8 protein-coding genes and 1 pseudogene are annotated in these 11,649 nt (G+C 62.8%); 4 read left to right on the forward strand and 5 right to left on the reverse strand.

The features are described 5' to 3' along the window. Positions 1-731: EAL domain-containing protein (locus R3280_RS13660; protein WP_318999166.1), on the reverse strand; the 731-nt coding region annotated here is incomplete at its 3' end. Positions 732-1,483: 752 nt separating this feature from the next. Between R3280_RS13660 and R3280_RS13665 the strand changes: the two genes are divergently transcribed. Together R3280_RS13665 and R3280_RS13670 are read left to right on the forward strand one after the other, a co-directional pair. Then, on the forward strand, positions 1,484-2,056 hold the full coding sequence (locus R3280_RS13665) for a cytochrome b (protein WP_318999167.1): 573 nt from the start codon (positions 1,484-1,486) through the stop codon (positions 2,054-2,056). 57 nt (positions 2,057-2,113) lie between these two features. Further along, complete coding sequence (locus tag R3280_RS13670) at positions 2,114-2,710, forward strand: YceI family protein (RefSeq protein ID WP_413468783.1); 597 nt, start codon at positions 2,114-2,116, stop codon at positions 2,708-2,710. Positions 2,711-2,736: 26 nt separating this feature from the next. Here the strand turns inward: R3280_RS13670 and R3280_RS13675 are convergent, their stop codons facing one another. Together R3280_RS13675 and R3280_RS13680 are read right to left on the reverse strand one after the other, a co-directional pair. Beyond that, a complete protein-coding gene (locus R3280_RS13675) occupies positions 2,737-4,368 on the reverse strand; it encodes a methyl-accepting chemotaxis protein (RefSeq protein WP_318999168.1) in 1,632 nt (543 codons plus the stop codon). Positions 4,369-4,538: 170 nt separating this feature from the next. Then, positions 4,539-4,775 carry a hypothetical protein gene (locus R3280_RS13680; RefSeq protein ID WP_318999169.1) on the reverse strand — a complete coding sequence of 79 codons (237 nt, stop codon included), beginning with the start codon at positions 4,773-4,775 and terminating at the stop codon, positions 4,539-4,541. A 232-nt stretch (positions 4,776-5,007) separates the two neighbouring features. Between R3280_RS13680 and parC the strand changes: the two genes are divergently transcribed. Together parC and serB are read left to right on the forward strand one after the other, a co-directional pair. Next, positions 5,008-7,314: a DNA topoisomerase IV subunit A gene (gene parC, locus R3280_RS13685; protein WP_318999170.1), complete on the forward strand. Its 2,307-nt coding sequence runs from the start codon at positions 5,008-5,010 to the stop codon at positions 7,312-7,314. Further along, positions 7,307-8,515, forward strand: a complete 1,209-nt coding sequence (serB, locus tag R3280_RS13690; RefSeq protein ID WP_318999171.1) for a phosphoserine phosphatase SerB — start codon at positions 7,307-7,309, stop codon at positions 8,513-8,515. Before parC ends, serB begins: the two co-directional genes overlap by 8 nt. Here serB and R3280_RS13695 read toward each other — a convergent pair. Next, complete coding sequence (locus R3280_RS13695; protein WP_318999172.1) at positions 8,509-10,593, reverse strand: EAL domain-containing protein; 2,085 nt, start codon at positions 10,591-10,593, stop codon at positions 8,509-8,511. The genes serB and R3280_RS13695 overlap by 7 nt on opposite strands. 137 nt (positions 10,594-10,730) lie before the next feature. Further along, positions 10,731-11,649 (reverse strand): annotated as a pseudogene (locus R3280_RS13700) (GTPase); the annotation flags it as partial.

Consider the following 11,649-nt stretch of genomic DNA (forward strand, 5'->3'; position numbering starts at 1 on the left):
GCCAGATCCAGGCTCGGTCTGGAAAAGTAGAAGCCCTGCACGAAGTCCACGCCGGCGTCGATGGCGATCATCGCCTGGTCGTGGCTCTCCACCCCCTCCAGCAGCACTAGGCAACCGGACTGGTGCAACAGCGAGGCGATGCCGTTGAGGATCTGCCTGGCTTTCTTGTCTTCAATGGCCCGGGTCAGCAGGGTCCGGTCAAGCTTGACGATGTCTGGTGACAGGTTCCAGATCCGCTCGAAGTTGGAGTGGCCGGCGCCAAAATCGTCGATGGCGGTAAGGCAGCCCAGGGACTGGTAGTAGGCCACGGTTTCCCGAAGCTGCTGGGAGTCGTCGGTGGGTTGCTCCACGATCTCTATCACCACCCGGTGGGGCGGCAGACCGGTACGCTCCAGCAGCTGGCCGAAGAAGGAGTCGCTCTGGCGACCGCTGGCCACCACTTTCGGCGACACGTTCAGGAACAGCCAGTTCACCTGGTCACTCATCGATGAATAATTCTGAATGTGCAGGTAGCGGCACAGCCGATCCAGCAGCACGTTCTCGGGCTCGGTGGTGGGTAACTGGAACAGGTGCAGGGGCAGTACGCTGGCGTTATCGGTGTCGAAGGCCCGGATCAGGGCTTCGTAGCCCACCACACGCTTGTGGGAAATACTGAAGATCGGCTGCAGGGCGGTGCGCAGCGTCAGGCCCTGAAAGGTGGCGCTCCAGCCATAGTCATTACGATCAAGCATGGGACCGAGGAGGTCCAGCTCGGGGGCGACCAATCGTTGAGGCGGAAACTTCGACATAACTCAGCACTGAAAGCGTTGAACGAATGCGTCGCAGGGCCCCGGCATCTGCCCTTCCGACCTGTTTAAAACCTGAACGCTGATGCCCGATCGGGTTGGGCGTAAATGGATCGAACTGGGAGAATGCCAAACTTTCCAAAAAGTTACCAGAGTTTAAAAAGGTACTTCAATAACTTCGATGGCTGGGTGAAGTGTTTGCCGATACCGCCATGGGGATGGCATGAAGCTGGCAAGGGGGAGATGACGTTGGTACGAGGGATGGCGCCCAACGAGGCCAGGGAGGGAGAGGGTTGCAATCTGGCCCTGGCGCGGCCCCGGAGGACAGCGTCGCTGAGAATCAGGACCGGATTGCGATGCCTGGGTTGCAGGCGATGTTTGCTCAGTTGTTGCTGGGCACGACGACCCGTTCGTCGAATTCCACTTCCATGATTGTTCCTCGTAAGTTCCTGGGCATGACGGTGAGCGTGTGCCGCTTCGGCCGTCGTGTGATGCAATAATGATATCGTGCTGATGCACCGGCTCAATCCGTAAAATCCACATAAGACAAAAGTCAAGTGGCTCCTGCTCAATTTCTGGAGCATCAGTTTTTCTGAACATGCCAGCCAAAACATTTCGATTTGAATTGACCGTGGCTGTTTCTAGACTCGTACAACAGAATTGGATGCTCCGGGTGGGTGGCAAGGAGGGCTGACGCGATGCAGTTGCGAAACACCGCAGGCGGCTATGGCGGCCTGATGATCGGGCTTCACTGGCTGGTGGCCATCGCCGTGTTCGGGCTCTTTGCCTCGGGCTGGTGGATGGTGGATCTGTCCTATTACAGCCAGTGGTACAACCTGGCGCCCCACCTGCACAAGAGCGTCGGGCTGTTGCTGATCGCCGTCATGGTCGTTCGGCTGGTCTGGCGCCTGGTGGATCGCAAGCCCCGAGCCCTGCCCAACCACAGCGCCGTCGAGGTGGTCGGCGCCAAGGTAGCCCACTGGCTGCTTTACCTGGGTACCTTTGTGGTGCTGGCCAGCGGTTACCTGATCCCCACCAGTGGCGGCTCCTCCATCCAACTATTCAACTGGTTCGAGATTCCCTCGGTGACCGGAGAGGTCAAGGCCCTGGAGCTGGTGGTGGGCGACATCCATTACTGGTCCGCCTGGGCCCTGGTGGTTCTGGCCACCGGGCATGCCCTGGCGGGCCTCAAGCATCATTTCATCGACCGGGACGCGACCCTGAGTCGAATCGTGACCACGCGGCAGGCCCGCGAGGCGCGATCCCGGTAGCCAATGCAGGCAGTGTGAACCCAAGCCCCGCGGGGCCAATGAAGGAGAAGGTGAATCATGAAAGCGAGTATCCGGAATCTGATGGCGGCGTCCCTGGTTTCGCTGTCCCTGACGGCGGGCGTCCAGGCCAGCGAGCACAGCGGCACCTATGCCTTCGACGTCGAGGGCCAGCACCAGTTCATCATCTTCAAGATCTCACACCTGGGCTACAGCTGGCTCTACGGTCGCTTCAACGAGTTTGACGGCCAGTTCAGCTACAACGCCGACAACCCCGCCGAGAGCTCGGTCAGCGTTACGGTAGATACCGCCAGCGTGGACTCCAACCACGCCGAGAGGGACAAGCACCTGCGCAGCGACGACTTCCTGTACGTGGATGAACATCCCGAAGCCAGCTTCCAGAGCAAGCGGGTGATTCCCGGTGACAGCGAAGGCGAGGCCCGGATCGTGGGCGATCTGACCCTGCGGGGCGTGACCAGGGAAGTGACCCTGGACGTGAACATGATCGGCCACGGCAAGGATCCCTGGGGCGGCTACCGCATGGGTTTTGAGGCCGAAGCCCAGCTCCGGCTGGACGACTTCGGTATTCCCAAGGACCTGGGGCCAGCCTCAGAGACCGTCGACCTGATCATCTCGGTGGAAGGCATCCGCCAGTAACCGCCCGCCTGACCGGGCCGGTCGCCTCAGACCCTGAAGCGGCCGGCCTGGCCATTGAGCTGCTCGGCGTATGCCGCCAGCGACTCGCTGATATCTTTGATGCCCGCGGACCGGGTCTGGCCCTCCAGAGCCAGGTCGTTAATCTGGGTGACGTTCTGATTGATCTCGTCCACCACCTGGGTCTGCTCCTCGGTGGCCGACGCCACGCTGGTGTTGACGTCGTTGATGTCGTTCATGGCTCGCAGTATGGCGCTGAGTTCGGTTTCCGCCTCGGTGGCCAGCTTCTCGGTGGCGCTGGCCTCCTGGCTGCCGGTTTCCATCACCCTGACCGCTTCCGCCACGCCGTTCTGCAGGGCCGTGATCATGTCGTCGATGTCCTGGGTGGACTTCTGGGTGCGTTGCGCCAGGGTGCGGACCTCATCCGCTACCACGGCAAAGCCGCGACCCTGCTCTCCGGCGCGGGCCGCCTCGATGGCCGCGTTCAGGGCCAGCAGGTTGGTCTGTTCGGCGATGCCTCGGATCACGTCCAGCACTGAGGTGATGTTGGCGGAATCCTCCGAGAGTTTGCGGATCACCTCCACGGCCTTGGCGATTTCCGCTGCCAGGCGATGTACCTGGGCCGACGAACTCTGGATGATGCGGGCGCCCTGCTCGCCGTTCTGCTGGGCCCGCTGGGTGGCCTCGGCGGCGGTGGCGGCATTACCGGCCACCTCCTCAATGGCGCTCTGCATTTCATTGATGGCGGTGGCCACCATGGCGATGGCGTCGGTCTGCCGGCTCACCCCGTCGCGGTTGTCGTTGGCGGCCTGGTCCAGTTGTCGTGAGCCCTCCGCCAGCTGGTTGGAAAGCTGCTGAATCGTGCGGATCATGCCTTGCAGATTTTCCAGTACATGGTTGAAGCTCTGCGCCAGCTGGCCCAGCTCGTCGTCGCTTTCCACGGGGATACGGCGGGTGAGGTCGCCTTCGCCCTGGGCAATATCGTCCAGCCGCCGGCGCAGCAGCTCGAGGGAGCGACTGACCAGTTTGAGGGCGAAGAGGAAGATGACAGCGCTAAGGGCGACCGCTGCCAGCGTCACCATGATGATGACCGTGGTGCTCTGACTGGCCTCGGCGGAGGCCTCCCGTGCGCGGGTGGCAGACTGGTCGTCGGCCTGGGCGCCGACCTTGTCGTAATAGTCCCGCAAAGTACTGAATAGCTCGCTGGTCTCGGTATTGAGCCGCAGCCGGGCCGCAACGGTATCTCCCTGCTCCGCTAGCGCCAGGGAGGCCACCGCCGAGGCCCGCCAGGTATTGTAGGCGCGGTCAAAGCCACTCAGCAGGGGGCTGGAAGCATCCAGCCCGAGACGGTCGGCGGCTGCATCCATGCGGGCCCGAGCCTGCTCTGCGTTTTCCTCGAAATCCGCCAGATGGTCGCCGCCATCATCACCCTGTTCCCGTGCGTTGATGTAGGCCATATGGGCAACCAGGGCTTGGTACAGGTCCCGGTCGGCATTGAGCACCTCGCTGACCGACGGCAGCAGGTTATCGGCGAGGAAATCGGTATCCGCCACCAGGCTCCGTGAGGTGGTGACGCTAAGGCCTCCCACCAGGAGGAAGGCAAGCAGCATGATCACAAACGGCAGGGCAATCTTGGTCTTGAAACTGAGGTTGCGAAGCATGGTCGAAACGGCTCCTCTTATTCCTTGGGGTTGGAACAAACCGGGGGCGTCCGTTGCCTGGGCATTTTTTAAGAAGATAGCAGATGCCAAATGGGCCGTGTGTGCGATTTATGCAAACTTATGCATATTTTTTATGGGCAGAAAAACCGGTTGAGGAGGGCTGTATCGGATTAGGGATGGGAGACTTTTTCGCGGACTTCACTGCAGCGGCAGAGGCGCAGCTGGCGATAGAACTGGGCACTGAAAATGACCAGCCCGATCAGCAGTCCGGCCCAGACGTAGGGTTCGGCGAGCCGGAAGCTGCCGCTGATGGCAAACTCCACCAGCAGCATCAGGGCCAGTGCGAGAGAGCCGTTGACGAGCGCGGTCAGCATGGCAAGACGGCAGGCTTTGATGGTGGTTCTCATCGCGGACGCTCAGATGTTTCAGAAGGTTGCAGTTCGTTAATCCTGTACCCGGACTTGCAGAATACGAGCTGCCCCCGGCTGCCTCCATGCGTGAATTCCGCTATTTGATTGGCCCTGCCAGGGCTGGCATATGCAAGGCATTGGAGTCTCGGGCTCAGGCTCCATATAATGGCGGGCTTGTTCCAGCACCGGCCAGAGGCGGGTGACCATAACCGCGTGAGAAGAGGCATACATGCCAGAATTTCAGACCACGGACGAAGGATTTGAGCGGGTAGCGCTGCGGGACTACACCGAGAAGGCCTACCTGGATTATTCCATGTACGTCATCCTGGACCGGGCCCTGCCCAACGTGGGCGACGGCCTCAAGCCGGTCCAGCGGCGCATCATCTACGCCATGTCCGAACTGGGCCTGAAGTCCACGTCCAAGTACAAGAAATCGGCGCGGACAGTGGGCGATGTGCTGGGCAAATTCCATCCCCACGGGGACAGCGCCTGTTACGAAGCCATGGTGCTGATGGCGCAGCCCTTCTCCTACCGCTACCCGCTGGTGGACGGCCAGGGCAACTGGGGTTCGCCGGACGATCCCAAATCCTTCGCCGCCATGCGTTATACCGAATCCCGCCTGGCGGCCTTTGCCGACGTGCTGCTCGGTGAGCTGGGCCAGGGCACCGTTGACTGGGTGCCCAACTTCGACGGCACCATGGACGAGCCGGCCACTCTGCCGGCGCGCCTGCCTCACGTGCTGCTCAACGGCACCACCGGCATCGCCGTGGGCATGGCGACGGACATTCCACCCCACAACGTGCGCGAGGTGGCCGCCGCCTGTATTCGTCTGCTGGACAGCCCGGACGCGTCGGTGAGCGATTTGCTGGAGCACATCAAGGGGCCGGATTTCCCCACCGAGGCCGAGATCATCACCCCCCGGCGGGAACTGCGGCAGCTTTACGAGACTGGCCGCGGGTCGCTGCGGATGCGGGCCCGCTGGGTCAACGAAAGTGGCGAGATCGTGGTGACCGATCTGCCGCACCAGGTCTCCGGCAACCGCGTCCTGGAGCAGATCGCCGGCCAGATGCAGGCCAAGAAGCTGCCCATGGTGGCGGACCTGCGGGATGAGTCCGACCACGAAAACCCCACTCGCCTGGTGATCGTGCCCCGATCCAACCGGGTGGACCTGGACGGCCTGATGGCGCACCTGTTTGCCAGCACCGACCTGGAGAAGACCTACCGGGTCAACATCAACGTCATCGGCAACGACGGCCGGCCCGCGGTCAAGGACCTGCACACGCTGCTGACGGAGTGGCTGGACTATCGCCGCGTCACCGTCACCCGACGGCTGCAGTACCGCCTCGACAAGGTGCTGGCGCGCCTGCACATTCTGGAAGGCCTGCTGATCGCCTACCTCAATATCGACGAGGTGATCGAGATCATCCGCAACTACGACAAGCCCAAGCCCGAGCTGATGAGCCGGTTTGGTCTGTCCGCGGACCAGGCCGAGGCCATCCTTGAGCTCAAGCTGCGCCACCTGGCCAAGCTGGAGGAAATGAAGATCCGCGGCGAGCAGGACGAGCTGGCGGCGGAAAGGGACGAACTGCAGGCCATCCTGGGTTCCGAGGACCGCCTGCGGGAACTGATCAAGGCTGAACTCAAGGCCGACGCCGAGACCTATGGCGACGACCGCCGCTCCCCGATCGTGGAGCGGGAAGAGGCCCGCGCCTTCAGCGAGCTGGACCTGGTGTCCAACGACCCGGTCACCGTGGTGCTGTCGGAGAAAGGCTGGGTACGCGCCGCCAAAGGTCACGATATCGATCCCCAGGGTTTGAGCTACAAGGCCGGCGACCGCTTTGCCCTGGCCGCCCGGGGCCGCAACAACCAGCAGGCCATCTTCCTGGATTCCACCGGCCGGGCCTATTCCATGCTGGCCCATACCCTGCCGTCGGCCCGGGGTCAGGGTGAACCCCTGACCGGGCGCATCAATCCGCCCTCCGGCGCCGACTTTGCCGGACTTTTAGTGGGCGAGCCCGGGGACAAGGTGCTGCTGGTCACCGACGGTGGCTACGGCTTTGTCACCTCGCTGGAGGAAATGATCAGCAAGAACCGCAACGGCAAGGCGGTGGTGAACGTGCCCAAGGGCGCCCGTATCATGACCCCGACGCCGATTCCCAGGCGCGACGAGACCCTCTACCTGGCGGCCATCTCCAACGAGGGCCGGATGCTGGTGTTCCCCCTGAGTGAGCTTCCGGAATTGGCCAAGGGTAAAGGCAACAAGATCATCGGCATCCCCTCGGCCCGGGTCCAGAACCGGGAAGAGTATGTGGTGGCGGTGACTGTGTTCGCGCCGTCGGACCAGCTCCAGATCCAGGCCGGCAAGCGCAAGATGAACCTCCAGTTCAGCGATCTGGAACACTATCTGGGTGAGCGCGGCCGTCGTGGCCACAAGCTGCCCCGGGGCCTGCAGCGGGTCGACGATATCGAAGTGGTGACCGCCAGGGCCGCGCCATCGGCAGAGTCGGCAGAAGAGGAGCAAAGCGACCGTGAGTGAACTGGTCCTGATCAACGTCTCCGGCCGTGACAAGCCGGGCCTGACTTCGGAAATCACCGGCATCATGGGCCGCTATGACGTGCGCATCCTGGACATCGGCCAGGCGGTGATCCACGACCACCTGACCTGGGGCATACTGGCGGAGATACCGGACGAGTCGAAAGCATCCCATGTCATCCGCGAGCTGCTGTTCCGGCTCCATGCGCTGGACCTGCAGGTACGGTTTGCACCCATCACTTCCGAGGAATACGAGCAGTGGGCCTCCGGACGTAACCGGGCCTGCTACATCGTCACCCTGATGTCCCGGGACATCAAGGCCGAGCAGATCGCACGGGTGTCCGCCATTACCGCCCGCCATGGTCTCAACATCGACAATATCACCCGGCTGTCGGCACGACCGTCCCTGAAGGCCTCCGACAACCGCATTGCCTGCATCGAGTTCTCGGTCAGGGGCACGCCCGAGGACCCCGAGCAGCTGCGTTCCGACTTCCTACACATTGCCGGCGAGATGAACGTGGACATCGCTTTCCAGGAGGACTCCATCTTCCGCCGCAACCGCCGTCTGGTGGTGTTCGACATGGACTCCACCCTGATCGAGGCCGAGGTGATCGACGAGCTGGCCCGGGAGGCCGGTGTGGGTGAGAAGGTGGCACAGATCACCGAGCTGGCGATGCAGGGCAAGCTGGATTTCAGCGAGAGTTTTGCCGAGCGCCTGGCCCTGCTCAAGGGCCTGGACGAATCAGTGCTGGCCGCCATCGCCGAGCGCCTGCGGCTGACCGAGGGCGCTGAACACCTGATCCGCAGCCTGAAATCCCTGGGTTATCGCACCGCGATCCTGTCCGGGGGGTTCAGTTACTTCGCCAGGCACCTGCAGCAGCGCCTGGGCATCGATTACATCTACGCCAACGAGCTGGAAATCGAGGACGGCAAGGTCACCGGGCGGGTGTCCGGTCGCATTGTGGATGGTCAGCGCAAGGCCGAACTGCTGCTGGAAATCGCCCGCCGGGAGAATGTTTCCCGGGAGCAGGTGATTGCGGTGGGGGATGGTGCCAACGATCTGCCCATGCTGAGCCAGGCTGGCCTGGGTGTGGCCTTCCGGGCCAAGCCCCTGGTCAAGGAGTCGGCCCGGCACTCCATCTCAACCCTGGGGCTGGATGCGATCCTGTACCTGATCGGTTTCCGGGAGAGCGAGACTCACTGATCGCCGAAGTCGTAGTTCATTTCCGGCACCGGCGCCTGCAGGTAGTAACCCTGGATGTAATTCACCCCGGCCTGCCAGAGTGTTGCCAGCACGGCGGCATTCTCCACCAAGGGGATGATGGTGAGCTTGCCCTGACCTCGGAGTGACTCCACCATTTCGTTGACCTTGTCCCGGGCTTCCTCGCTTTTCTGGATTTCCTCGGTGAAGGAGCCGTCGATCTTGACGTAATCCACATCCATGTGTTTCAGGGTGTTGTAGGGGTTCAGGGCGCATCCGAACTGGGAGATGGAGATCTTGCAGTGCAGTTCCCGCATGGATTTGGCGAACTCCCGGGCCTGCTTGAGGTAGCTGGTGGCATCGCCCTCGCGGATCTGGAAGATCAGCGAGTCCCCTGGCAGCCGGGCCGCCTTCAGGGCCACGCTGAGCCAGGGAGCGAAGGTCTTGTCCTGCACGGTTTCCCCGGTCACATTCAGGAACAGCCGGGTGTCGTGACCGCGGGAGCGGTGATTGGCCAGCTGCTTGATGGTCTGCAGGGTCACCCAGCGGTCGATCTTGCCGGCCATGTCTGACGGACCCATGGGCGGCAGGAAGTCATAGGGCGAGACCTCGTTGTTGTCCTTGTCCAGCATCCGCACGAAGGCCTCATAGTGTTCCTCGCCCTCGCCCCGCAGGTTGATGATGGGCTGGAACAGCAGCCGGAAACGGTCCTCGTCCAGGGCTTTCTGGATGGCCTCGACCGAATTGTCCTCGCCAAGCTCCTCGAAATCCGCCGGGTTGTAGACCACCACGCCGTTGCCGCGCTCATGACCTTCCCGCTTGCGGACCTCCGCCGAGGCGGTGTGGGCGCGGCCCATCAGGTCCGGGGCCTTGGGAGAGTTCTCGGTGATGGCGGCAACACCAATGCTGACGGTGACCTGGATGGTGCGGCCGCTGATGTCGAACAGGTGGTCCTCGATGGCCTTGCGGATGGTCTCGGCGGTGTTGGCCAGGTGCTGCTCCTCACAGGGCTGCGCCAGTATACAGAAGGCGTCGTCACTGAGCCGGGCCAGGATCATGTTGTCATCGGTCCTGTCCCGCAGCAGGGCGGCCAGATCCCCCAGCAAAAGGTCCGCCCCGGCGATCCCGACCTTGCCCTTCATGCCCATGAAATCGTCCAGGGCGATGTAGGCCAGGGCCCCGCCCTGGTTCTTCTCGCCGGCGGTAACGATGGCATGGCTCAGGGCATCCATCAGGTACTGGCGGTTGTAGAGACCGGTGAGCAGGTCCTGGCTGCTGATCTGGCGCAGCTTTTCTTCCAGCTCCTGGTCACTCTTCTCCGGCTGCACCACGATCTGGGTGCAGAGTTCACCGTCGTAGGTGGCCTGGGAGGCGGTCATGGTGATGTTCATTTCCTGATCATCGCTGCGGCGGGCGACGCAGTTCAATGCCATGCCGTCCTCACCGGACTCGGCGAAGGCCTTCATGAAGTCCTTGTACTTGTTCTGGCTCTCCGGTGCCAGGGTGTCCAGGATCGGAATGCAGATCAGCTCGTCGATGTCGTCGTAGCCGAAGAAATCCAGGTAGGACTGGTTGGCATAGATGTGCATGCCGTCGTTGATGTAGGCAATAGCGTCCTTGGAGCTTTCCAGCAGCAGTTGGCAGCGTTGTTCGGCTTCCCGTAGACGGGATTCCAGCGAGCGCCGGCGCCGGCGCTCGTCCAGCGCTGCCAGTTCCCTCCGTGCCACCAGCACCAACTGGTCGGTGGCCTCCGCCGGCACTGTATCCTGGGCGCCGGCCTTGAGAAAATTGACGGTGCGCTCGCGGTCGTAGTCGCCGGTCATCAGAATGAAAGGAATGTCCTTGTCCGCCCGCCTGATGGCGGACAGGGCGGTTTCAGGCGTGACTTCCTGCTCTACGTCCCGGGCCAGCAGCAAATCCCAGGTGCCGGTCTTGAGCGCTTCTTCCAGATCTTCCTCCGACGTTACCCGGTGGGCGCGGGTAGCGCGGCCGGCATTTCGCAACAGGCTGACAAGGGTTTCGGCGTCGTTCTGGGAGGGGTCCAGGATCAGGAGGTGAACCGTGGCGCTCTTTTTCTGCATACCGTGACGATCTCTTGGTTCTGCTGGCGGTGATCGGGGCCTTGAATGATGCAGCGCTTGCCCGCCAATAACAAGCGTAAAACTGGCACAAACCGGGCCCGTGGGCAGGCCCAGGGCCGTCCTCAGTCGCCGTCGGCCTATAGCGAGGGCCAGAGCGAGTCGAATTCGTCCTCGCTGGCGCTGCTTGCCGGTGTGGCGGATGTTTCCTTTTCCGCCAGCAGGCGATTCTGCAGCTTGAGCTCGAACTGACTCACGCTGCCGGTGGCGGAGACCCGTCGCGACAGCTGCCCGGCATCCTCGCGGCCACCATGCAGCAGCGAGATCCGGCTGCCGGACTGGAACGGCAACCGCGGGGTGATCAGGGTGGCGGCCTGATTGACCGCGCTGATTTCCGGCAGCAGCAGGCCCCGCAGGTATTCACTGCTGTTGCCGACCTTCTGGATCAGTCGCACACCGCAGGGGGATGCGCTGGGAGCCAGCAGTTCGATGCCCACCTGGGTACCCTGGTTGCGCACCTGTCGAATCCAGCGCACCACCGCCACGCTCCATGGGTGGTTCAGCTGTTCCCGGACGCCCAGGATTTCACCGGCTTGCAGCGACGGCGGGACATCCGACTCCCAACTCACACAATAGCCGCCAGGACTGGTGTTGAGCAGGAAGGTGCGGTGGAAACGGGGCTGGTTGCGGTTGGGTTGGCCGCCGTCGGCGGAACCACCACTGCCACGGAAGGTGATGGGGCTGTCCGCCGAACGCAGACGCTCGTCGCTGGGAGCCGCGTCATGGGCGCCGGACCAGGCGTCGTCGCGGCGGCGGGCGGCGCTGAGGAACAGGTTGTCGTCCTCGCCTTCGGTGACGGCGGTCTGCTCGTTTCCGGTCACGAACTGGTTGAAGTTCTTCTCGCCGGCAATGAAGTAGTGGGCCGAGGTGAGGCCCACGCAGACGTGCAGGCTGCCCTGGCTGACAATGCGATTGAAGTTGCGCTTGGTGAGGATGCCCAGGGCCTGGCTGAGATGGGTCAGCAGCGTGTCCGTTACCGCGCTGGGCAGCGGGATGCGC

Origin of the sequence: Marinobacter sp., assembly GCF_033722195.1 — a bacterium.
In the GTDB taxonomy this organism is placed as follows: Bacteria; Pseudomonadota; Gammaproteobacteria; order Pseudomonadales; family Oleiphilaceae; genus Marinobacter.

Bases quoted from the DNA above. Each gene is read 5' to 3' on its own strand.
- R3280_RS13695 (WP_318999172.1), bottom strand. From the start codon at position 10,593: ATGCAGAAAAAGAGCGCCACGGTTCACCTCCTGATCCTGGACCCCTCC.
- R3280_RS13670 (WP_413468783.1), top strand. From the start codon at position 2,114: ATGAAAGCGAGTATCCGGAATCTGATGGCGGCGTCCCTGGTTTCGCTG.
- parC (WP_318999170.1), top strand. From the start codon at position 5,008: ATGCCAGAATTTCAGACCACGGACGAAGGATTTGAGCGGGTAGCGCTG.
- R3280_RS13675 (WP_318999168.1), bottom strand. From the start codon at position 4,368: ATGCTTCGCAACCTCAGTTTCAAGACCAAGATTGCCCTGCCGTTTGTG.
- R3280_RS13680 (WP_318999169.1), bottom strand. From the start codon at position 4,775: ATGAGAACCACCATCAAAGCCTGCCGTCTTGCCATGCTGACCGCGCTC.
- R3280_RS13665 (WP_318999167.1), top strand. From the start codon at position 1,484: ATGCAGTTGCGAAACACCGCAGGCGGCTATGGCGGCCTGATGATCGGG.